The organism is Novosphingobium sp. BL-A-41-Hi4B-X5A (assembly GCF_055521705.1).
The window spans coordinates 1,693,148-1,715,149 of the sequence record NZ_CM145500.1; the positions used below are offsets into that span (position 1 = coordinate 1,693,148).

Annotated in this window: 17 protein-coding genes and 1 tRNA gene; 14 read left to right on the forward strand and 4 right to left on the reverse strand. The window is 64.6% G+C overall.

Translation table 11 applies throughout. The features are described from left to right. The first annotated feature begins 13 nt into the window (after positions 1–13). Together ACZ1JY_RS08115 and ACZ1JY_RS08120 are read left to right on the forward strand one after the other, a co-directional pair. A complete protein-coding gene (locus tag ACZ1JY_RS08115) occupies positions 14–376 on the forward strand; it encodes a GtrA family protein (protein WP_162895957.1) in 363 nt (120 codons plus the stop codon). A gap of 2 nt (positions 377–378) precedes the next feature. After that, positions 379–1,680, forward strand: coding sequence for a hypothetical protein (locus ACZ1JY_RS08120; RefSeq protein WP_465128955.1), 1,302 nt, complete (start codon positions 379–381; stop codon positions 1,678–1,680). Positions 1,681–1,741: 61 nt separating this feature from the next. Here ACZ1JY_RS08120 and ACZ1JY_RS08125 read toward each other — a convergent pair. Beyond that, a tRNA-Gly gene (locus ACZ1JY_RS08125) sits at positions 1,742–1,815 on the reverse strand. A 316-nt stretch (positions 1,816–2,131) separates the two neighbouring features. Here ACZ1JY_RS08125 and peaA point away from each other — a divergent pair. Genes peaA through ACZ1JY_RS08165 form a run of 8 tightly spaced genes read left to right on the forward strand, consistent with a single transcriptional unit; the run spans position 2,132 to position 12,258 of the window. Continuing rightward, positions 2,132–3,940: a quinohemoprotein amine dehydrogenase subunit alpha gene (peaA, locus tag ACZ1JY_RS08130; RefSeq protein ID WP_465128956.1), complete on the forward strand. Its 1,809-nt coding sequence runs from the start codon at positions 2,132–2,134 to the stop codon at positions 3,938–3,940. Continuing rightward, on the forward strand, positions 3,937–5,391 hold the full coding sequence (gene peaB / locus ACZ1JY_RS08135) for a quinohemoprotein amine dehydrogenase maturation protein (RefSeq protein ID WP_465128957.1): 1,455 nt from the start codon (positions 3,937–3,939) through the stop codon (positions 5,389–5,391). The genes peaA and peaB overlap by 4 nt, the downstream gene beginning before the upstream one ends. Beyond that, positions 5,388–5,714, forward strand: a complete 327-nt coding sequence (qhpC, locus tag ACZ1JY_RS08140; RefSeq protein WP_084278627.1) for a quinohemoprotein amine dehydrogenase subunit gamma — start codon at positions 5,388–5,390, stop codon at positions 5,712–5,714. The genes peaB and qhpC overlap by 4 nt, the downstream gene beginning before the upstream one ends. Positions 5,715–5,760: 46 nt before the next feature. Continuing rightward, positions 5,761–6,849 (forward strand): YncE family protein, encoded by a 1,089-nt coding sequence (locus ACZ1JY_RS08145; protein ID WP_465128958.1) that lies wholly within the window; start codon positions 5,761–5,763, stop codon positions 6,847–6,849. Between the two features lie 35 nt (positions 6,850–6,884). After that, a complete protein-coding gene (locus ACZ1JY_RS08150) occupies positions 6,885–7,850 on the forward strand; it encodes a hypothetical protein (RefSeq protein WP_465128959.1) in 966 nt (321 codons plus the stop codon). Beyond that, positions 7,847–9,544: an ABC transporter ATP-binding protein gene (locus ACZ1JY_RS08155; RefSeq protein WP_465128960.1), complete on the forward strand. Its 1,698-nt coding sequence runs from the start codon at positions 7,847–7,849 to the stop codon at positions 9,542–9,544. The genes ACZ1JY_RS08150 and ACZ1JY_RS08155 overlap by 4 nt, the downstream gene beginning before the upstream one ends. Then, positions 9,537–10,220: a subtilisin-like serine protease QhpE gene (qhpE, locus tag ACZ1JY_RS08160; protein ID WP_465128961.1), complete on the forward strand. Its 684-nt coding sequence runs from the start codon at positions 9,537–9,539 to the stop codon at positions 10,218–10,220. The genes ACZ1JY_RS08155 and qhpE overlap by 8 nt, the downstream gene beginning before the upstream one ends. A 10-nt stretch (positions 10,221–10,230) precedes the next feature. After that, positions 10,231–12,258, forward strand: a complete 2,028-nt coding sequence (locus ACZ1JY_RS08165; protein WP_465128962.1) for a tetratricopeptide repeat-containing sulfotransferase family protein — start codon at positions 10,231–10,233, stop codon at positions 12,256–12,258. A gap of 209 nt (positions 12,259–12,467) precedes the next feature. Here ACZ1JY_RS08165 and ACZ1JY_RS08170 read toward each other — a convergent pair whose 3' ends face one another. Together ACZ1JY_RS08170 and ACZ1JY_RS08175 are read right to left on the reverse strand one after the other, a co-directional pair. Then, complete coding sequence (locus ACZ1JY_RS08170; RefSeq protein WP_465128963.1) at positions 12,468–15,143, reverse strand: TonB-dependent receptor; 2,676 nt, start codon at positions 15,141–15,143, stop codon at positions 12,468–12,470. 431 nt (positions 15,144–15,574) lie between these two features. Then, entirely contained in the window at positions 15,575–16,012 is a 438-nt protein-coding gene (locus tag ACZ1JY_RS08175; RefSeq protein ID WP_168905194.1) for a VOC family protein, read from the reverse strand. A gap of 151 nt (positions 16,013–16,163) precedes the next feature. Here ACZ1JY_RS08175 and ACZ1JY_RS08180 point away from each other — a divergent pair, with 151 nt between their 5' ends. From ACZ1JY_RS08180 to ACZ1JY_RS08195, 4 genes are all read left to right on the forward strand, one after another. Next, positions 16,164–16,850: an SIMPL domain-containing protein gene (locus ACZ1JY_RS08180; protein WP_168905239.1), complete on the forward strand. Its 687-nt coding sequence runs from the start codon at positions 16,164–16,166 to the stop codon at positions 16,848–16,850. Between the two features lie 118 nt (positions 16,851–16,968). Further along, complete coding sequence (locus tag ACZ1JY_RS08185) at positions 16,969–17,766, forward strand: metallophosphoesterase family protein (protein ID WP_465128964.1); 798 nt, start codon at positions 16,969–16,971, stop codon at positions 17,764–17,766. Positions 17,767–18,119: 353 nt separating this feature from the next. Continuing rightward, entirely contained in the window at positions 18,120–20,582 is a 2,463-nt protein-coding gene (locus ACZ1JY_RS08190) for a TonB-dependent receptor (RefSeq protein ID WP_465130888.1), read from the forward strand. A 207-nt stretch (positions 20,583–20,789) separates the two neighbouring features. Beyond that, positions 20,790–21,152, forward strand: a complete 363-nt coding sequence (locus ACZ1JY_RS08195) for a hypothetical protein (RefSeq protein WP_465128965.1) — start codon at positions 20,790–20,792, stop codon at positions 21,150–21,152. A gap of 104 nt (positions 21,153–21,256) precedes the next feature. On the opposite strand, the gene mtgA is transcribed toward ACZ1JY_RS08195, so the two are convergent. Next, positions 21,257–21,979, reverse strand: a complete 723-nt coding sequence (gene mtgA / locus ACZ1JY_RS08200) for a monofunctional biosynthetic peptidoglycan transglycosylase (RefSeq protein WP_118073142.1) — start codon at positions 21,977–21,979, stop codon at positions 21,257–21,259. Between the last annotated feature and the right edge of the window lie 23 nt (positions 21,980–22,002).

The following is a 22,002-nucleotide window of genomic DNA, read 5'->3' on the forward strand; positions in this document are numbered from 1 at the left end:
GCCGCGCGCGGGCATGGTTGAGATTGTGCGCTATTTGGTTGCCGGAGCGATGAACACCGCCTTCGGCTTCGGCATATATGCCGCTCTGGTATGGCTGGGCCTCGATCGGTATCTGGCGCAGGCCATCGGGTACGTCCTTGGCACCGCGTTCAACTATGTCACCTACTCGCGCGGCGTGTTCATCGGCAGCGGCCCGGCAAAACTCCGCTTCGTGGCTTCATACCTCGGCAACTACATCGTCAACCTGCTCGTCCTGCGCCTGGCTTCGCAGTACATACCCAACCCCTATGCCGCGGGCGCGGCAACCACCGCCTTCGGTGTCATCCTGAACTATCTCGTCCTCAAGCGCTGGGTCTTCCGGCCCTCGGCCTCGTGATCATGGCCAGACGCGCAGGGCTCCGCTTCGAATGGGCGATGGCCGCGCTCATTGCCGCGATGACCGTGTGGAACATGTGGCACCTCGTCACGCGGGGATATCTGCCGCAGCCGTTCTTCTATGAATCGTCCGACACCTGGATGGACTGGTTCAACACCGCATGGTGGGCGCACGACCGCGGCATCTACGACAGCTGGGCCTCGATCTACCCGCCGATTTCGTTCGTCGTCCTGCGCCCCCTCGGCCTCGCATCCTGCTATGCGCAGACGACGGCCGGGCTCGAGGTCCGCACGTGTGACTGGCTCGGCATCGCCGCGATCCATGGCTTCTATCTTCTGGATATCGTCCTTTGCGCATTGGCATTTGCCAAGCTGGACCGGCGCACCGCCATACCGCGGTCCTTTGCGCTCACCGCGGGCATGCCGCTGCTTTATGGCCTGGAGCGCGGCAATCTCATCCTGCTGGCCTTTGCCTGCATGATCCTGGCCTTTGGCCCGTTGCTGAAGTCGGCCCGCCTGCGGTGGCTGAGCCTTGCCGTAGCGATCAATCTCAAGGTCTATCTGGTGGCAGCCCTGGCGGCACAACTGCTGCGTCGCCGCTGGCGCTGGTTCGAAGGCGGCGCAATCGCCTTTGTCGCTGTCTACCTCGCCTCCTTTGCCATGCTCGGCATCGGCACGCCCGGCGAGATCGTCCGCAACATCACGGCCTTCTCTGGCGGCTTCAATGCCGCAAGCGTCCTTGATGTCTGGTATCCGGTGACGTTCATCCCGATGAAGTCGCTGCTGAACAGCACCGATTTCCCGATCACTGCACTGATCGGTTCGCAGCTGGTCGAGACCGGCGATCCGATCATTTCCCTGATCCTTCGCCTGGGTCAGGCCAGCATGGTGCTCGGTGCCGCCGCCATCTGGTTCCGCCCACAGGCGGTGCCGGCCCACCGGGCCACGCTGCTGGCCGTCAGCCTCGCCCTGATCACTTCGGAAGCCGGTGGCTACACCCCCGCCCTGATACTGCTGTTCGTGATGATGGAGCGCTGGGAAGGCTGGCTGCGCCCCGCCGCCATCGTCATCGCCTATGTCCTGTCACTTCCCGGCGAGATCGTATTTTCGACCATCCCTTCGATGATCCAGGACAGCTTCTTTGCCGGGCGCACCGTCACCGTCCAGCACGGCATCGGGCTCGGCATGTTCATCCGGCCGATCCTGAACATCCTGGCCCCCAGCCTGCTGGCGTGGCACACCATCGCGCTCGTCTGGCGCGCCGTGATGGAGGACAGAGAAGCCGACGCGCGCGATTGCGTGTGAGAATGGAGCGGGCGAAGGGATAAGCCAACCCTGAACTCAGCGATGCGGCGAAATAAGAGGCTGGAGCGGGTGAAGGGAATCGAACCCTCGTATTCAGCTTGGGAAGCTGCTGCTCTACCATTGAGCTACACCCGCGCGGCCGTGGAGGCTGCCTGATCCGGGGCTGCCGGATGCGCTGCCTCTGGCATGATCGAGGGGCGGTCGTCAACCTTGCGGCTGCGGTTCGCCGCATTTGCCCGATGCACGTGTCGGCTTGCCACTGAACGGTGTGCGCGATCAGCGTATGGCCCCTGCCTTGGTCATGCGCGAGTATCATCTGGTACAGCGCCAAACCCTTTTCGCAACCGCAAAAACAAAGGCGTTGACGAACTTTTGACATCTGTCCAGTCTTTGCCCTGACACCGCGTTCGACTCGTTGCGGACACGGCCTGCCAAGGGGGAAATCGCGACCATGACTTTGGCCGAAACTGCTGCCCGTGATCTTGCCACGGATGTTAGCCAGACTGGGGCAAAGCGCCCGCACCGTCGGCATCTTCTGCAATTCCTTGCCCTGACCGCGCTCCCTGCCTCGATCGTGCTGGCACAGTCCGCCAAGGAGCCGCCACGCGATCCTTCTAACCCGATGGAAACCGAGGCCGGCATCGCCATCAAGGATCCGCTGGTCGTCGAAAAATGCGGCACTTGCCATACCGCAGATGCGAAGGGCAACCTCTCGCGCATTTCCTGGGTGCGGACCACGCCTGAAGGCTGGGCACAGGTCATCCGCCGCATGGCCTCGCTCAACGGCCTGTCGATCACGCCCGCTGAAGCCAAGGCGGTGATCCGCTCGCTCTCGGCCAGCAACGGCCTTTCGCCCGAGGAAGCAAAGCCGGTTTCCTACCTGCCCGAGCACCGCATCGTGGTCGAAAGCAACATTCCCAACGAGACGATCCGCCAGTCCTGCGCGGCCTGCCATGCCTTTGCCCAGCCGCTGTCGTGGCGCCGTTCGAAGGCGGAATGGAGCCTGCTGCGCAACTTGCACGTCGCCATGTATTCGCAGGCTGACGCGCAGTTCCGCAAGCCCGTGGAAGACCCGACGCAGCCTGTCCCCGCCAATGGCGCGCCCAAGCCGCTGCCGGTGGAAGTGGCGCTCGAATACATGAACAAGAACGCGCCGCTGATGACGCCCGAATGGACGAGGTGGCAGGCGCGGCAGTCGTCGGCCAAGCTCGGCGGCAAGTGGCTGGTCAACGCCTTCCTGCCCGGCAAGGGGCTTTATGTTGGCGAGATGATGCTGAGGCCCGCTGGCGCGGATGACGATTACACTACCACCATCACGCTGAAATCGCTGGCCGATGGCTCCACCCTCACCCGCAGCGGCAAGGGTCTGGTCTACACCGGATATTCCTGGCGCGGCACGTCGTCGAGCGGCCCTGCCGGGGCACGGCCGGATGCACCGCAGGACCATGAAACGCGCGAGGCGATGCAGTTCTCGCCCGACCGCAGGAGCGCGGAAGGCCGCTGGTTCTGGGGCGATTACACCGAGTTCGGCTTCAACGTGAAGCTGACCCGCGCCGCCGCGGAACCGACGGTCGTCGCCACCTGGCCCTACGCGCTGAAGGCCGGGACCAAGGGCGCATCGCTCAAGCTGATCGGCGATGCCTTCCCGGCAGGCCTGAAGGCTTCGGACATCGACCTCGGCAAAGGCATAACGGTGACCAAGGTGGTTTCCGCCAGCCCGACCGAGGCGGTGCTCACCGTCGATGTCGCCCCCGATGCCACCGTCGGTGCGCATGACGTCGGCGTGGGCGGCTCGATCCTGGCCGCTGGCCTGCCGGTCTACAAAAAGGTCGATTATATCAAGGTCACGCCCGAAACCGCCATCGCCCGCCTCGGCGGCAGCGAGAAGCATACGCCCGGCTACCAGCAGTTCGACGCGCTTGGCTACGACGCCGGGCTCGACGGCAAGCCCTACACGGCAGACGACGTCTCGCTCGGGCCCATCGACGTGACTTGGGCGATGGAGGAACTGCCGACGGTCTATTACGACGATGACGTCAACTACGTCGGCAAGCTCAGCCCGACCGCGCTGTTCACCCCGGCGATCGACGGGCCGAACCCTGCGCGCAAGTGGGGCCGCAACAACTATGGCGAGGTCTGGGTCGTCGCCACGGCGAAGTCCGAGAAGGACAGCCTCGGCAAGCCGCTGACCGGCAAGGCGTTCCTCGTCGTCACCGTGCCCGCCTACAAGCGCTGGGATCAGCCGGAGGTGGCCAAGTGACCACGATCCTCGCCCCCAAGTATCGCCGCGGCGACATCCACCTGTTCGAAGCCGATGGCGCGGGCTTCGTCTACCTTGCCTCCGCAGGGGCAATCTTCGCGCTGGATGAAGGCGCGGCCAGTGTCATGGCCGTGCTTGGCGAGCGCCAGATGGCCTATGGCGAGATGGTTGGTGCGCTGGTCGAGAAGGGCTATTCGCGCGCCGATGCCGAAGACCTGATCCGCGAGTTGCGCGCCGTTCGCGGCATCGTCTCGGACGAGATCCGCGAAGCTCCCCTCGCCCCGGCGGCTCCGCCCGAGGACTATCCGCTGCAGGCGCTGGTGCTCAACGTCACCAACCAGTGCAATCTTGCCTGCACCTATTGCTACGAATTCGGCGCCGACAAGATCGCCACGCCTGCGGGCAAGCCCAAGTACATGACGCTGGAAACAGCCAGGACCTCGGTCGACTTCCTGCTCAAGAGTTCGGGCGAGCGTGAGGTGCCGCACATCACCTTCTTCGGCGGCGAGACCTTGATGAATTTCAAGCTCCTGCGCGACGTGGTGCTCTATGCCAACGAAGCCGCTGCTGCGGCGGGCAAGCGCATGACCTACAGCCTGACCACGAACGCAACGCTGCTGACCGACGAGATCATCCAGTTCCTGTCGGATCAGGCAATCGGCGTGACCGTCTCGATGGACGGCCCGCCCGACCTGCAGGACCGCCACCGCGTCTACAAGAACGGCAAGGGCTCCTACGCGGTGATGGAGCCGCGCCTGAGGAAGCTCATCGCCGGGCACAAGACCCGCGCGATCACGGCCCGCGTCACGCTGACCGAAGGCGTGACCGACGTGATCCGCATCTATCGCCACCTCAAGGACGACCTCGGCTTCCACGAAGTCGGCTTCGCCCCAGTCACGGACTCCGGCCAGCAGGCCTACACGCTCGATGACGAGGGCATGGACACGGTCGTCGCCGCGTTCCACGAGCTCGCCGCCGAATGGCTCGCCTATGCCCTGCGCGGCGAGATGCATGGCTTCTCCAACGTCTCTGAGACGATCAGCGAGCTGATCCAGGGCACCAACAAGTCGCACCCCTGCGGCGCTGGCCTCGGCCTTGTCGGCGTCAGCCCTTCGGGCGATCTGTCACCCTGCCACCGCTTCACCGATGCCGACACGCATGTGCTCGGCCACGTCACCACCGGGCTCGACAAGGAAAAGCGCACCGACTTCCTCACGCGCGGCCATGTCGGCGCAAAGTACGAATGCGCGTCCTGCTGGGCCCGCCCGCTCTGCGCCGGTGGCTGCCATCACGAGGCCTTCGTCCGCTACGGCGACACCGGCCACGCCAACCTGCACTACTGCGACTGGATCCGCGAATGGACCGAGGCCTGCCTGAAGATCTACGGCACCGTCGCCCAGCGAAATCCTGAATTTCTTGAACGCTTTGCTGCACGAAAGGGCTTGTCATGAAGCACCTGAAACCCCTCAACAAGAAGGCGCTGCGGATCGAGGAAACCATTTCTTCGACCGAGGAAGACGTCGTCGCGCTCCAGCAGAAGCCGATGCACACGCCGATGGGCTGCTCGATCTCGTTCTCGCCGGGCTGGGAAGTCGATGCGGGCGGCGGCACGGCAGGCCTGTGCCAGCCGGCCGAGCGCGACATCTATGACTGCTACGTCACCTGCTTCTGGCCGGTGCAGGTTCCCGATCATGTCAACTACTCGCCCGACTGGGCCAGCAATTGCGCGACCGCGGCCAAGGACTGGCGCAGCCTCGACATCATCTTCCCCTGAGAGCTGCTGCTCTCTCGTGAAACGTCAGCATCGGAAGACCCGACCCATGAAGAAACTTGGTCTCGCGCTCCTGCCCCTTCTTGCGACCGCCGCCCCGGCGCACGCATCGACCGTGTTCATGGGGTCCTACCCCGACAAGATGCTGATCGTCGACGAGGCGACCGGCGAGATCAAGGACCGCATCACGCTGGCATCGGGCCTGCCCACCTCGATGCGCATCTCGAACGACATGAAGAAGATCTACGTCACCACGATCACCACCAGCGGCATCGAGGTGATCGACACGGCAACCAAGAAGGTGGTCAACTCCTTCAGCCTCAACACCCCGACCACGCGCTATCGCTTCGGCGGCGGCGTGCCCGATCCGACCGGTCGCTATTTCTACACGATGATCCAGAAGTTCGAGAAGCTGCAGGACCGCTGGACCGTCAGCCCGCAGATGTTCGGCGTGATCGACCTGACCAGGAAGGCGGTCGTCCGCACCGCCGACGTGCCCGACGAGGACGTGCGCAACGGCGCCGGGCGCGGCAACTACATGCTGTCGAAGGACGGCAGCACGCTGTTCCTGATCCGCGACAAGGTGCTGGTGGTCGATACCGCATCGCTCAAGGTCAAGGACCGGCTGGAGTTCTCCAAGCCCGAGGCCACCGGCATCGAAGGCGTCAGCTTCGGCGGCGGCGTGGAGGCACTGCGCAATCCCGATCAGTACGTCTCGATGTTCACCGCGCAGGACCCATACATCCGCAACAAGGTCTATGGCGTGGGTCGGTTCGACCTCGTCACCAAGACCTTCGATTTCCGCCCCATCGGCCCCGCCCCGGTCGGCGGTGGCATGGCCGGCCTGCAGGTGTCGAAAGACATGAAGGAAGGCTGGACCGTCGTCACGCAGGAGAAGGTCGGCAACAAGCGCTGCGAGTTCTGGCACCTCGACCTCACTACCAACCTGGTCAAGAACAAGGCCGAGTTCCCCTGCCGCACGCGCTTCCAGTTCGGCATGTCGGGCGATGGCAAGCTGCTCTACATCTATGGCGCCAGCTACGACATCGAGATGTACGATGCGCAGACCCTTGCCCACGTCAAGACCATCGACCTCGGCAATGACACCACCGGCGCGGGGATGATCATTACGCAGTGACAGCTGACGTGCTCATGAGGGGGCAGGGCGTCGCGGTGGCTACGGCCGCGCACCTGCTGGACCGGGCCGGGTTCGCGTTTGCGCGCGAACCCGGCCTGCGCCGTCCGGTGCCGGTGATCATGCTGAGCGATCCAGCGCTGGCCTTGCTGCGCGATGTGTTCGGCAAGCCTGCGCTGTTTGCTGACAGGCCCCGGATCGAGCACCGGGTGGTGAAGTGGGGCGGCGCCGAGGCCGTCGCGATGCCGCACGGGGCAGTCGTTGTTTCGGAGGACGACCTTGCCGCGGCGCTCGATCCGACGAGCGGGTGCGATCCAGGGCCGGTGCAGCCTCGTTTCACGATCGAGGCGATGGCACCGTTTTCCTGCGGCAAAACGCTGCGCTTTGGCGAGCGGATTTCAGCGACCGCGCGGGTCACTCTGAAAGCAAATGCCCCCGCCCGCACCTGCTGGATCGAGGCCGTGGATGCAGGATGGCTGTTCCTGATCCCCGACGGCTTCGGACAAGCGTGGCTCCTCGCCGTTGGGGGTGATCCGCAAACGCTCGCAAGTGATGCGCCGCTGATCGGCCCACTGATCGACGCACTGGAGTCCACTGGCGGCCAGTTCGACACCAGCCCGCGCATGCTGGCGCAACTCGCCGGGGACAATTGGCTGGCCTGCGGCACCGCCGCCATTGCCTTCGACCCGATCTGCGGTGATGGCACCGCACAGGCCGCGCGCGAGGGCATCCTCGCCGCCGCCGTGGTCGGCGCTCTGGCCCGGGGCGAGGAGGCTGGCCTGCTCGCCACGCACTACCACTCCCTGCTGCTCGCCTCGTTGCGGCGCCACCTGCAACTGTCGCTGCCGTTCTACGCCAATGGCGGCGCGGGCCGCTGGTGGCATGAGCAATACGCCGCCGCCAAGGCGGGCTACGAGCAGACGACCGCTCTGCTGGCCAGGCTGCCGGAACCACGCTTTGCCCTGCATGGCTTCGATCTCGTCCGCCGCGAGCTGGCGGCATGAGCGAGGCCCCCAATGTTGCCCCATGGAGCACCTACAAGCGGCTCTGGCCATGGCTCAAACCCTATGCGCCGCGCCTGATCCTCGTCCTCGTCGGCAGCCTCGTCGCCACTGGCCTGACCCTTGCGCAGCCGTGGATTTCCAAGCTGATGATCGACGAGGCGCTGCTCAAGCGGGACTGGCCGATGCTGGTGCGGATCGCCGGGCTTATGGTCGGGGCGACGGTCGGCGGCTTTGCCGTCAACGCACTGGTGTCGTACCGGTACGTCTCGCTCTCGGCGCAGATGCTGTTCGACATGCGCGTGGCCCTGCTGCGCCACCTCCAGCGCCTCTCCCCGCGCTTCTACGGCAGCTTCCGGCTGGGCGACCTGATGTCGCGCCTCAATTCCGACGTTTCCGACGTGCAACGCGTCGCCGGCGACACCCTGCTCTCGGTACTCAGCAACGTACTGTTCTTCGCAGGCTCCGTCGCCATGATGCTCTGGCTCGACTGGAGGCTGTTCCTTGTCGGCACTGTGCTCGTGCCCTTCGCGGTGCTGAGCTTCCTCCATTTCCAGTGTCGCATGACCGACCTCACCCGCCAGATGCGCGAGCGCGGCGCGGACATCGGCAGCCTGCTGGCCGACACGATCCTCGGTATGCGCACGGTCAACGCGCTGGGCGCGGAAAAGCACGAGGCCGATCGTTTCGCCAAGGCCAACAGCGGCTTCGTCGCCACGATGCTGCGCATGCAGACGACCTCGTTCCTCACCGGCGCGCTCCCCGGCACGATTGTCACCGCATCGAGCGCGGCGGTGATCCTCTACGGCGGCAAGCAGATCATCGACGGCACCATGACCATCGGCGCGCTCGTCGCCTTCATCACTTACCACGGCCGCCTGCTCGCCCCCGTCCAGGCGCTGATGGGCCTGACCGCGAGCCTTGCCACGGCGCGCGTCGCGCTCGCCCGCATCTTCGAACTGTTCGACACCGCGCCCGAAGTGGTCGAGGCCGCAAGGCCGTGGCCCCTGCCCGTCGTCACGCGCGAAATCCGTCTCGAAAACGTGACCATGCACCATGGCCGTGAGCCGGTGCTGCAGAACGCCAACCTCGCCATCCCCGCAGGCTCGCTCACCGCGATCCTCGGCCCCTCGGGCGCAGGCAAATCCACCCTCGCCGATCTGCTGGTCCGCTTCCTCGATCCCGTCTCTGGCCGCGTGACCATCGACGGTGCGGATGTGCGCGAACTCACGCTGAGCGACCTGCGTGCCCGCATTCTGCTGGTCGATCAGGCGCCATTCCTGTTCAACGCCAGCATCGCCCAGAACATCGCCTTCGCCCGTCCCGCCGCCACCCCGGACGAGATCGCCGCCGCTGCCTCTGCCGCCGGACTCGACACCCTGATCGCCCGCCTGCCCGAAGGCCTTGCCACCCGCACCGGCGAGCGCGGCCTGGCCCTCTCGGCAGGCGAGCGGCACCGCATCGCTATCGCCCGCGCCCTGCTGCGCCAGCCCGACGTGCTGATCCTCGACGAACCCACCGCCGCGCTGGACGAGGAAACCGAGCATGTCGTCGCCCTCGGCCTGCGCCGCGCCCTGCCCCACGCCACGCTCATCGTCATCACCCACAAGCCCGCGCTGGCGCAGATGGCGGACCATGTGATCCGGCTCGAAGGCGGCAAGGCCCATGTCGAGCCACAGGTAACCGCGCATGGCTAGGATTGCCGTCATCGACAGCGGCGTCCACCCCACGCATCCACATATTGATGCGACGCGGCTCCTGCCCGGCTGCGCGATCCTTGCCGATGGCACCGTGCTGACCGACGCCCACGAAACGCTCGACAAACTCGGCCACGGCACCGCCGTTACCGCCGCGATTCAGGAGCTTGCGCCGCAGGCCGAAATCCTGACGATCCGCGTCTTCCGCGATGGCCTGCGCGCCTCGGCCCGCGCATTGGCAACGGGCATCCGGCAAGCCCTCGAAGCCGAGTGCGACCTGATCAACCTCAGCCTCGGCACGGCAAGCCCCGCCCATGCCGAAGTCTTCGCCCTGTTGGCCGAGGAAGCGACAGACCGCGGCACCCTGATTGTCGCCGCGTACGAGGCAGACGGGCAGCCCTGCTGGCCGGGATGCCTGCCGCAAGTCCTCGGCGTCGGTCTCGACTGGGACCTGCCGCGCGGCACCCCGGCCCTTTGCGCCGACCAGCGCATGGTCATGGCCTCAGGCTATCCCCGCCCGATCCCCGGCGTCGAACCACGCCGCAACCTCTATGGCGTCAGCTTCGCCGTCGCGCAGGTGACCGGCTGGGTCACGGCGTGCGGGCTGCGCCACCGGGCCGAGGCCATCGCCGCTTGCGCCGATTTGCGTACACCCCAAGGAGCCGGTGCCGACTAGGCTTGCGCCCATGATCCAGCCTTTGCGCGCGCCCTCGCCCCAGCAAGCCCTCGCCGAAGGAGAAGCCCTGCTGGCAAGCGCGCCGCACAAGGCGCTGACGCAAGCCGAAGCGATCCTGCGGCAGGCTCCGGGGTATCCGCCTGCAGAATTCCTCGCCGCGCGGGCGCTGCGCAAGATGGGCAAGGGCAAGCAGGCCGTCGCCAGGCTTGACGCCCTGGCGCGAGCGAATGGCCGGGTCCCCGCCGTGTTGTGGGAACTGGGCCAGGCCGCTGCCGAAGCCAAAGACACGCAGCGCGCGATTGCCGCCCTGCAGGCGCTGACGCAGCTGCAGCCCACCGTCGCCGGTGGCTGGTTGCTCCTCGCCAGACAGTTGCGCAAGGCAGGACGCACGCAGGACGCATGGCGGGCCGACCTGTCCGGCGTCCACGCGTCCTCGCGCGATACCGCCCTGCTCAAGGCAGCGGTCGCGGTGCAGGATGGCGATCTCGAGGCCGCGGACCGGATGCTCGCCGAACGTCTCGCCCGCGATAGCGACGATCCCCCGGCTCTGCGCCTCCATGGCGAAATTGCCTGGCGAAAGGGCGAGATGACACCGGCCATCGCGCGCGTTGAACAGGCCGTGGCCAGCGCGCCGGGCTTCGATCTCGCGCGCGATTTCCTGATCCGCCTCCTGCTCCAGACCAACCGCCTGCCCGAAGCGCTCGAACACGCCGAAGTGTTGCAGGCCTCGCCGATCCCCTCGCCCGGCCACAAGCTGATCCTCGCCTCGGTGCTGGTGCGCCTGGGCCATCAGGAGCGAGCGGCAGGCCTCTATCGTGATTTGCTCGCCCGTGATGCGGACCAGCCGCAAGTCTGGCAGAACCTCGGCCACGTGCTCAAGACCTTGGGCCGACAAGCCGAGGCAGTCGATGCCTATCGCGCCGCCGTCACCCGCCAACCGACCATGGGCGAGGCTTGGTGGAGCCTTGCCAATCTCAAGACGGTGAAGCTCGGGCCAGAGGACATCGCGACGATGGAAGGCGCTCTCGCGTCGCTCGCCGACACCACCGAGGAGCGCCGCGAGGACGTGTTCCACCTGCACTTCTCGCTCGGCAAGGCGTTCGAGGATGCCAGGGATCACGCCGCCTCTTTCGCGCATTACGACAAGGGCAATGCCCTGCGGCGCACGATGATCCTGCACGATGCCGATGCCTTCTCGGCAGAGGTTGAGGCGGCCCAGCACACGTTCACTTCCGCATTCATCGCCACCATGGGAGACGGCGGCTGCCCTGCCCCTGATCCGATTTTCGTCGTCGGCCTGCCGCGCTCGGGCTCCACGCTGGTCGAACAGATCCTGTCGAGCCATCCGATGATCGAGGGCACGATGGAGCTGCCCGAGATGATGATGATCGGGGCGCGCCTGCAATCGCGGGTCGACGAGGGCGAGTTTGCCGACTTCGCCGCGATGATCGCCTCGCTCACCCCGGCCGACCGCCAGCGGCTCGGCGAGGAATACATCGAGCGCACCCGCATCCACCGCCAGACTGACCGCCCGCTGTTCATCGACAAGATGCCCAACAACTGGCAGCACGTCGGCCTGATCCGGCTGATCCTGCCCAACGCCAGGATCGTCGACGCGCGGCGGCACCCGCTGTCGTGCTGTTTCTCAGGCTGGAAGCAGCACTTCGCGCGCGGCCAGACCTTCACTTACGATCTGACTGACATCGGGCGCTACTATGCCGATTATGTCGGCCTGATGGCGGCGTGGGATGCGCAGGCGCCCTGCCACGTCCATCGCGTGATCTACGAGCGCATGGTCGCCGATACCGAAAGCGAGGTGCGCCGTCTGCTCGATTACATCGGCGTGCCCTTCGATCCCGCCTGCCTCGAATTCTACAAGACCGAGCGCGCGGTGCGCACCGCCAGCTCTGAACAGGTCCGCCAGCCGATCTTCAGGGACGGGCTGGAGGCGTGGAAGCCCTACGAGCCATGGCTCGGCCCGCTCAAGTCCGCGTTGGGTCCGGTGCTGGACAGCTACCCCGACGCGCCTTCCGTCTAAAGCCCTCTCCCCTTCAGGGGAGAGGGTTGGGAGAGGGGCGAGCGCAAAAGCCCCTCTCAACTTCGGCTAGTCAGCAAGCTGACAAGCCTGCGTATCTCTCCCCTGAAGGGGAGAGAGAGCCAACCCCATCCATATATCTTACCCTACGAAAAAGCCCCCACGGTTTCCCGTGGGGGCAAGGCTACTTTCGCAGGGTAACGCGGTTCGGATCAGTACTTCTGGCCCCAGCGGATGCCGAAGAACTGCGGTTTGATGATGAAAGTGCGGGACGAGCCCGAGCAGAAGTCGATCGAACAGAAGGTGTTCTTGGTCAGCTGCCCACGCTTGTCGAAGGCGTTCTGCAGGAACACGTCGAGCGTCCAGCTTTCGGTCTTGATCCCGGCCGAAAAGTCGAAGCTGACGAAGCCGGGGGTGTTGCCGTAAAGTGCGTTCTGATCGACATTGAGGTCCTGCGTCGCGCCGGTCTGGTAAAGCGCGGCACCCTGGACGTAGAAGTCCTTGTCGCCCCAATCGCCGTCATAGCGCACCGACGTGGTGCCCTTGAACTTCGGCTGGCGCGGCAGGCGGGTGCCGTCGATGGCGGCGACCGAGGAGGTCTGGCCATTGGTGCCCGGAACGGGCGTGCCGACAGCGCAGGTCGCGAGCTGCTTGATGGTCAGCGCCGCGCGGTCTGCTACGAAATTGCAGAAGTCGCCCTTGAGCTTGCCGTCGTTGAACGCGCCCGAGGTGGAGATCGTGACCTTGCCGAGCTTCAGGTCGGCGTCGTACTCGATGCCCTTGACCTCGGCCTTGCCTGCGTTGCCGGTGTAGCCCGCACCCTGTGCACCAGCCACGACCACGCCGTACTGGATGTTGTTCCACTTCTCGAGATAGATCGCGGCATTGAGGCGGAACATGTTGTTCCAGGTGCCCTTGAAGCCGAGTTCGAAGTTGGTCAGCTCTTCGGACTTGAACGGCGGCGCGGCGACGACCACGCCCGGAAGCGTCGCGGTTGCACGGATACGCAGCGGACGGTTGTAACCACCCGGACGGAAGCCGGTCGAGTAGTTGGCGTAGATCATCTTGTCGGGCTGGAACTGCCAGTTCAGCGCCACCTTGTGCGTCTCGCCCTGCTCGCGATAGCGACCGATGCTTTGCGGATCGAGGCGGTTGATGTTGCGGCATTGCAGGCGCTCGGCCGGCAGTGGCAGCGGGCATCCCACCGAGTTCGTCGGCAAGTAGATCGACGGCGCATTCTGGGCTGACGCCGCAACGCCGGCAAAGCCCGTCACGTCATAGCGCGTCCAGAAATAACGGATACCGCCGGTCAGCTTGAGCTCGGGCGTGATGTTGTAGTGCCCTTCGGCAAAGACCGCATAGTCCTTCCAGTGGTTGGTCTGCTCGGTCAGGTAGAAGGCATCGCGCTTTACCGCGGGCGAGCCGAGCACCATCGTGCCGCCTTGGCTGACCGGAATGCCGAACCCTGCCGGGTTGCTGTCGCCACCGCCGGACTTGGTGTAGCCGACGATGTCGGCCAGGCCGTGGATGCCGTAGTCGTTGTTGATGTCGTTGGTCTGGTGGTGGAGGAAACCGCCAATGGTCACGTCGAACGGCCAGGACTTCGGCGTGGTCAGGCGCACTTCCTGCGTGAACTTCTTCTCGTTGCGAAGCCCGCTGTAGAACTGCGTCGGATTGATCAGGCTGCTGCACTTGAGCGAGGCGCCGGAACCGGTACAACCGTTCTTGCTGAAGAACTGCAGGTAGTTTTCGTAGCCCGGGCCGAAGCCGTCATAGGTGACGGTGTAATAGGTGTAGTCGTTCAGCAGCTTGATCTGGCGCTGGTAGTAGCCGGTCGCCGAAACCAGATCGAAATCGCCGATGTGGCCATGGATGCTCAGCGCGGCCTGATAGAACCTGTCGTTCTGGCTGGTCTTGTCATAGTCGTGCACCTCAAGGTCGCCCACGCGGGGATCGAAACCGAAGTAGCCGTTGGCGATCTGCTGCTGGGCGGTGATCTGTGGCATGATATCCCAGCCGTCGAACGGCTGCCACAGCACCTGAAGCCGCCCGCCATAGCCCTCAATCGTGTTGTAATCGTCCTGCGCGATCGACGAGTTGTCGAGTGTGAAGCTGGTGTTCGGGTTATCGTCGCCGAGCGTCAGGACCGAGGGGCGACCATCGTTGAACTTGCCGTTGTTGGGCGTGTTGTCGATGTAGCCGCCATCGCGCCGGTAGAAACCCATCGCGCGGATCGCCAGCGTATCGGTAACGGGCAGGTTGATATAGCTCTGGTACTGGCCGCCGAAATCGCCCTTGCCGTACTTGTTGACCTCGGCATCATAGCCGAACTCGAACTTGTCGGGATTGGGCTTTTTCGTGATGAAGCGGATCGTACCGGCCAGCGAGCCTGCACCGTAGAGCGTGCCCTGCGGCCCCGAGAGCGCCTCGATGCGCTCAAGATCGTAGGCCATGATGTCGGGCAGGCCAGTCCCGGTGATGGGGATATCGTCGATATAGTAGCCCACGGATTCACGCCCGCCGCCCGCCGGCACAATCCCGCGGAAATAGGGCGTGTTGCGGCCCGGCCCGATGCCGGCGAAGGTCACAGACGGCAGGAGCGAGGCAAAGTCGGTCAGGCCCTTGACCTGGCGCTGGCCAAGCGTGTCGGCGCTCAGCGCCTGCATCGAGATCGGGACTTTCTGGATCGAAGTGGCAGTGCGCGTCGCGGTCACCACGATCTCGCCCAGGCCCTGCTCCTCGGCAGCCTGCGGTTCGGCAGCAGGAGCGGCGGCTTCCTGAGGCTCGTCGGCGGCGCGGGCGACGGTGGGCAGGACCATCGTCGAAAGGATGGTCGAAACGCCCAGCGCCCGCATGGCTTTGGATTTGAACCCGATCTGCTTCTTCATCTCGTCAACCCCCTGTTATGGCTGGCCCGGACAGGTCTGACCCGGCCCTTGCTTCTCCCCGTGCATCCATCCCCAATTCCATTGCGCATCTTCCCCACATTGCACCGCAACATGGCCGGACCGCCGCACAGACGGCCCAGATGAAAAGGCAAAGCATCCCCGCCAGCCGAAGACAGCAGCGTCTCCGGCCCCGTCGCGTCGGCGCGACAGACATCAGGTTGTCAGCAATACCCCTTCGACCGGCGCGGCCTTTTGACCATTCCATGACGCCTGTCCGGGATTGATAATGCTGCAGAGCAACATGGAGTCAACGCCCTTTTGGGCAGGTGGCTCACCCTTTTCGGATCGAGGCCAGAAACCCGTTGACGCACATAGCAAACGGCGCCCGGATCACTCCGGGCGCCGTTTCGGACAACAGCAAGGTTTTGCGCTTACCAGCTGCCGGTGTTCGGCATGCTTGCCCAAGGCTCCTGCGGCGGCAGATGGCCCTCCTGAAGCAGTTCGATCGAAATGCCGTCAGGCGATTTGACGAAAGCCATGTGCCCGTCGCGCGGGGGGCGGTGCACGATGTGGCCCGCATCCATGATGCGCTGGCAGGTCTCGTAGATATTGTCGACGCGATAGGCGAGATGGCCGAAATTGCGCCCGCCGCCATAGACTTCGGCAGGCGATCCGTCTTCCGGCGGCCAGTTGTAGGTCAGCTCGACCTCGGCGACGCCCTCCTGTCCAGGAGCGGACAGGAAGATCAGCGTGAAGCGTCCCTGCTCGCTCGAGAAGCGGCGCGTCTCCTTGAGACCGATCAATTCGAAAAAGGCGATCGTCGCGTCCGGGTCGGTCACGCGGATCATGGTGTGGAGAAACTTGGTCACGGCTAGGGATTCCGTTCAAAAGCGGTTCATCGACAGAATCGCACAACTTGTCGCAGGCAACCAGGCCCGGGAGATGGCGATGCAGGCTGAAGATAGTGACGACGCGGCGGAAACCCAAGGGCGCGGCTCACGTATCCTGCCGCAGGGTGGAATGGCGCTCCTGCCGGTCGCGATTCTGGCGGCCGGACTGGTCACCGGCGGCTGGTTCATCGGCGACGGATTCCGCCGCGCCAAGGTTGCCGATCGTTCCGTCACCGTGCGCGGCCTGGCCGAACGTGAGGTGACTGCCGATCTCGCCACATGGACCTTGGCCTATTCCGCCACCGCGCCCGACCTTGCCAGCGCACAGGCCAGCGTCGACCGCGACAGCCAGGCGATCCGCGCCTTCTTCGGCGAACTCGGCTTCCCCGCAGACGCGCTGCAGCCGACCGGGGTCAACGTCCAGACGATGACCAGCGACGGCGTCGTCAGCTTCTCCGTGCGCCAGCGCATGACCTTGCGCACCACCGATATCGCCCGCGCGCAACGGGCAGTGAAGCGCCAGTTCGATCTGGTGCGGCGCGGGGTGATGCTCGAGGAAGGCTCGGGCATGGCCTATACCTTCACGCGCCTCAACGCGATCAAGCCCGAAATGGTCGCCGCCGCCACCAAGGACGCGCGCGCCGCCGCCGAACAGTTCGCGCGCGACAGCGGCGCCTCGGTCGATGGCATCAAGACCGCAAGCCAGGGTTATTTCGAGATCACCGCGCGCGATGGCGATGGCGGCGGCTGGGGCGTGTCGGACACGCCATACAAGAAGGTCCGGGTGGTCACGACGATCGACTTCTACTTGCGCTGATCCGGCCGGGCTGCGGGCCGGACTGCGGGCAAGCCCCGAGGGCCTCGGCAACGCATTGCTTGGCAAAGGTGTTGCATGAAGCACAGGCCGGGGCCATATCGCGCGCTAACGAGGATCCATGTTCAACAAGCTTCGCTCGCTGTTTTCATCTCCTGTCGCCGAAGAGCCCCTGCCGCAGCAGGCCTCCCTGCTTGCCGGGCAGCGCGTCTATGCGATTGGCGACATCCACGGACGGCTTGACCTGTTCGAGCAGCTGCTCGCCCGGATCGACGCCGACGATGCGTCGCGCGGGGCTGCCGACACGACGCTGATCCTGCTCGGCGATCTGGTCGATCGCGGCCCCGACAGCCGCGGGGTGATCGAGCGGGCAATGCAGCTCGTGGCCACCGGCAAGGTCCGCATCCTTGCCGGCAACCATGAAGAGATGATGCTCGGCAGCCTGCGCGACGAGGAAACGATGCGCCATTTCCTGCGCCACGGCGGCCGGGAAACGCTGTTCAGCTATGGGTTGCGGGGCGAGGAATACAGTCGCGGCAATCTCGAAGAGATCATCGAGCGGGCGAATGCACTGGTTCCCCCCGATCACATTGCCTTCATGCAGGCGATGGAAGACCAGATCGTCATGGGCGATTACCTGTTCGTCCATGCCGGCATCCGCCCCGGTGTGCCGCTTGACCGGCAGATGACTTCGGACCTGCGCTGGATCCGCCGCGAATTTCTCGATCATGCCGATCCGCACGGCCACCTTGTCGTGCATGGCCACACGATCACCGACGAGCCGGTGCTGAGGCACAACCGCATCGGCATCGATACCGGCGCCTTTGCTTCCGGCAAGCTCACCGCCTTGGGTTGCGAGGGAGATCGGCGATGGCTGCTGACAGCTTTCATCGCACCGCAGGAACGCGAAGCCGCCTGAGCCGTTGAGGCGCTGCACTTCGCTGCAATGCAACAATTTTTGTTATGTGTTGCAACATCGCCACGGCTTCCGGAAAATGGCCGGAAACGAGGCAACTGCGCAATCTTTGGATACGCGCAGGCAAACTCCACGACAGTTTTTTACGCAGGCGCAAACCACGCCGCCGCATTGTCGTAACCTCGTCATTATAGTGTCACCTGAGACCGGTTTGGAGCCAAGGCAAGGGCCGCTAAGGCCGCTCGCGAAGGTTCGGCGCACCGGGTGATTCCCGCTCCGGCCTAAGCATACGGCGGGGAACAACCGCGCCACAAACCGCGCCACACGGCGCCTTGAAACGGGGTCAGATAATGCAGATGAAGTTCCTGGTCGCAGCCTCGACCATTGCTCTCGGTAGCGTCGCGATGGCCGGCGCAGCCCACGCCCAGTCCACCGGTTCGGTCGACTTCGAACAGCCGATCATCGTCACCGGCACCGTCGCCAAGTCGGTTGCAGGCGTCGAAACGCCGAACACGACCCGCGCCAAGCAGGTGCTTGACCAGGCCATCATCAGCCGCCAGGCACCCGGCCAGTCGATCAACGACATCATCAACCTCGTTCCCGGCGTCAGCTTCCAGAACAACGACCCGTTCGGTTCGGCCGGCGGCACGCTGACCATCCGCGGTTTCGACAGCACGCGCATCTCGCAGACCTTTGACGGCCTGCCGCTGAACGACACCGGCAACTATGCGCTCTATTCGAACCAGCAGCTTGACCCCGAGCTGATCGAACAGGTCAACGTCAACCTCGGCTCGACCGATGTCGACAGCCCGACTGCCGCCGCTTCGGGTTCGACCGTCAACTACCGCACCCGCAAGCCGACCGAAGACTTCGGCGTGCGCATGGTCGGTTCGGCCGGCCGCTTCGATTTCATGCGCGTGTTCGGCTCGATCGACACTGGCAACCTCAATGCTTCGGGCCTGCGCGCGTTCATCGCCGCCAGCTCTGCCACCAACGACACGATCTTCGGCGGCATCGGCGAGATCAACAAGAAGCAGATCAACGCCCGCATCTTCCAGCCGCTGGGCGACAATGGCGACTTCATCTCGATCGCCGGTCACTACAACCGCAACCGCAACAACTTCTTCGGTTCGGTCAACCTGCGCAGCGACACCTTCCCCGACACCAAGGCCGAGCGTGACATCAAGACTGCGCGCTGCACGATCGCGGCCCCGGTCGCTGGCGTTGCCGATGCCGCCACGAGCTGCGGTTCGGCCTTCGACTACCGCTACAACCCCTCGAACACTGGCAATATCCGCATCAATTCGCGCTTCACGCTGGCCGATGGCCTGGTGCTGACCGTCGATCCGAGCATCCAGTACACCAAGGCCAACGGCGGCGGCACGCTGATCGCCAGCGAAGGCCTGACCCCGCAGGGTCTTTCGGGCTTCATTCAGGGCTCGAGCTCGAACCCGAACTACTTCGCCGGTGTCGACATCAATGGCGACGGTGACATCCTCGATCGCGTCCGCGTCCACAGCCCCAGCCAGACCCAGACCTGGCGCCTCGGCGTCATCTCGTCGCTGCGCTACGATATCGACGACAACAACACCGTCCGTCTTGCCTACTCGTACGATCGCGGCCGTCACCGGCAGACGGGTGAAGCGGGTCTGCTCGCCCAGAACGGCTTCGGCGCCGATTACTTCCCGGTCGACAACCCGATCCTCGCCAAGGACGGTTCGAGCCTGCAGAAGCGCAACCGCCTGTCCTATGCGATCCTGCATCAGGTTTCGGGCGAATACCGCGGCGACTTCAAGGATCTGACGGTGACCGCCGGTGTGCGCATGCCGTTCTTCCGCCGCAACCTGACCAACTACTGCTTCGCAACGTCAGCAGGCGGCAACGTCGCCTGCTTCGGCACCGATGCGGCCAACGCCACGTACGACGCGGCAACCACCTTCCAGACCCCGCAGCAGCGCATCTTCAACTATTCGAAGCCGCTGCCGACCGCCGGCTTCACGTACCGCATCGGTGCCAGCGCCAGCGTGTTCGGCAACTACTCGAAGGGCCTGCAGGTGCCGGGTACGGACAACCTCTACCAGTCGTTCTTCTACGCTCCGGATCGTGCTGAAGCGAAGCCGAACCCCGAAACCTCGCACAACTTCGACCTCGGCTTCCGCGTCCGTTCGGGCCGCGTGCAGGCGCAGGCTTCGGGCTGGTGGACGATCTACAACAACCGTCTGGCCTCGGCCTACGACGTCGATCTGGATGCGACGATCTATCGCAACCTCGGCCGCGTTGACAAGTACGGCGTCGACGGCTCGATCTCGTTCATGCCGGTCGACCAGTTCAGCCTCTACCTGTTCGGCTCGTACCTGAAGTCGAAGATCAAGAACAACGTGGTCATCGGCGAGACGACCTCGGGCGGCGTGACCACCCCGATCTTCGCCCAGACCGCCGGCAAGCGTGAAGGCGGCGCGCCGGTCTACACCTTCGGCGCCCGCGCCCAGGGTGAAATCGGCCCGGTCTCGCTCGGCGTCCAGGCCAAGCGCACCGGCCCGCGCTACGTCAACGACCAAAACCTGCCGATCACCTCGGGCGGCTCGGTCGTCTATCCGAACAAGACCCCGGCATACACGCTGGTCGATCTCGACGCCAAGGTCAGCCTCGAGTTCCTCGGCCTGAACGACAAGACGTTCTTCCAGCTGAACGTCCTCAACGTGTTCGACGAAGTCTACGTCGGCGGCTTCAGTGGCACCGCAACTTCGACCACGAGCGTGCCCTTCGCCCAGATCGGCGCACCGCGCACGGTGATCGGCTCGATCAGCGTCGGCTTCTGATAAGCCTGAACGGTTGAACAAAACGGCGCGGGGTGGGGAAACTCACCCCGCGCTTTTTTCATCTTGGGCCGGTTCGTTGGCGCTGGTTCCAACGGCTGCTATCGCGGCTGAAAATCCAAAAGCTGCCTGTCAGGACACGACGCCATTGCTGCCGTTCCAAGGCGCCGCTACTTTGCCCCTGTGACCCGCACTTGGCTCTTACTGGTTTTGTCCCTTGCTACAGGCGCCTGTGATGACGCTTGCAGCGATGAAGTCATAACCCGGCTTACTTCGCCAGATGGCAAGCACGAAGCGGTGATGTATCAACGCGACTGCGGTGCGACCAGCGGATACTCGACGCAAATCTCGATTGTTGAAGTCGGACAAGGCCCAGCAGGAGGAGGCAATACGTTTCGCGCGGACGACAATCACGGAGCCGCAAAAGTCGGGGATTGGGGCGGCTCATGGGCTGAAATCAAATGGCTTGCGTCCGACCGCCTGCTCGTCCGGTATGCTGACAAGTCTCGGATCTTCGAACAGGATCATTCAGTTGCTGGCGTATCGGTCAGCTACGAAACCGTTGCATCGTAAGCGGCAGCTTTCCACCCCTTCCCAGCCATTCGCGCTATCGTGCAGATACGCCGAAACCGGTCGTAAGCTTACAGACGAAACCAACCGCCCCACTCAGCCCACCCTCAATTATAAACACACGCATCCAGCGCCCCGTTCTTCACCACCCGGACCTGGCGCGCGATGGAATTGCCATGGCGCCGGGTGAAGCCGCCGGCGCCGTTGACTTCGCGCTCCTTGGGCAGGGGCAGCACGGCGGCAATGCGCGCCGCCTCGACCGGGCTCAGCTTGCGCGCGCTCTTGCCGTAATAGCGCTGGGCACCCGCTTCGACGCCGTAAGTGCCAATGCCTGTCTCGGCGACGTTGAGGTAGACTTCCATGATCCGGCGCTTGCCCCAGATCGTCTCGATCAGCACGGTGTACCAGGCTTCCAGACCCTTGCGGAAATAGCCACCGCCCTGCCACAGGAACACGTTCTTGGCGGTCTGCTGGCTGATGGTCGAGCCGCCGCGGATGCGCCCGCCCTTCTGGTTGCGCTTGAACGCCTGCATCATCGCCTCCTGATCGAAGCCGTTGTGCTGGCAGAACTTGCCGTCCTCGCCCGAAATCACCGCGGCCACCATGTCGCGGTCAATGTCGCCAAGCGGAGTCCAGTCCTTGGTGATGGAATGATCGTCCATCAGCATGGTCAGCGTGACCGGCACCGGCACGAACTTGTAGATCACCACCTGAACCACCGAGATGAACAGGAAGGCGGCAATCAGCCGGGCAAGAATCCAGCCGATGCGCCCGATGATTCCGGAGCGTCGGCCAGTGGTGGTGCGGGGGTTCTTCAGGTCCTCGAGCATGGCCCCAGCCTATCCGCGCCGCA

Coding starts and splice junctions, on each gene's coding strand:
- ACZ1JY_RS08115 (WP_162895957.1), top strand. CDS start 14: ATGGTTGAGATTGTGCGCTATTTGGTTGCCGGAGCGATGAACACCGCC.
- ACZ1JY_RS08120 (WP_465128955.1), top strand. CDS start 379: ATGGCCAGACGCGCAGGGCTCCGCTTCGAATGGGCGATGGCCGCGCTC.
- peaA (WP_465128956.1), top strand. CDS start 2,132: ATGACTTTGGCCGAAACTGCTGCCCGTGATCTTGCCACGGATGTTAGC.
- qhpC (WP_084278627.1), top strand. CDS start 5,388: ATGAAGCACCTGAAACCCCTCAACAAGAAGGCGCTGCGGATCGAGGAA.
- ACZ1JY_RS08145 (WP_465128958.1), top strand. CDS start 5,761: ATGAAGAAACTTGGTCTCGCGCTCCTGCCCCTTCTTGCGACCGCCGCC.
- ACZ1JY_RS08155 (WP_465128960.1), top strand. CDS start 7,847: ATGAGCGAGGCCCCCAATGTTGCCCCATGGAGCACCTACAAGCGGCTC.
- qhpE (WP_465128961.1), top strand. CDS start 9,537: ATGGCTAGGATTGCCGTCATCGACAGCGGCGTCCACCCCACGCATCCA.
- ACZ1JY_RS08165 (WP_465128962.1), top strand. CDS start 10,231: ATGATCCAGCCTTTGCGCGCGCCCTCGCCCCAGCAAGCCCTCGCCGAA.
- ACZ1JY_RS08170 (WP_465128963.1), bottom strand. CDS start 15,143: ATGAAGAAGCAGATCGGGTTCAAATCCAAAGCCATGCGGGCGCTGGGC.
- ACZ1JY_RS08180 (WP_168905239.1), top strand. CDS start 16,164: ATGGCGCTCCTGCCGGTCGCGATTCTGGCGGCCGGACTGGTCACCGGC.
- ACZ1JY_RS08185 (WP_465128964.1), top strand. CDS start 16,969: ATGTTCAACAAGCTTCGCTCGCTGTTTTCATCTCCTGTCGCCGAAGAG.
- ACZ1JY_RS08190 (WP_465130888.1), top strand. CDS start 18,120: ATGAAGTTCCTGGTCGCAGCCTCGACCATTGCTCTCGGTAGCGTCGCG.
- mtgA (WP_118073142.1), bottom strand. CDS start 21,979: ATGCTCGAGGACCTGAAGAACCCCCGCACCACCACTGGCCGACGCTCC.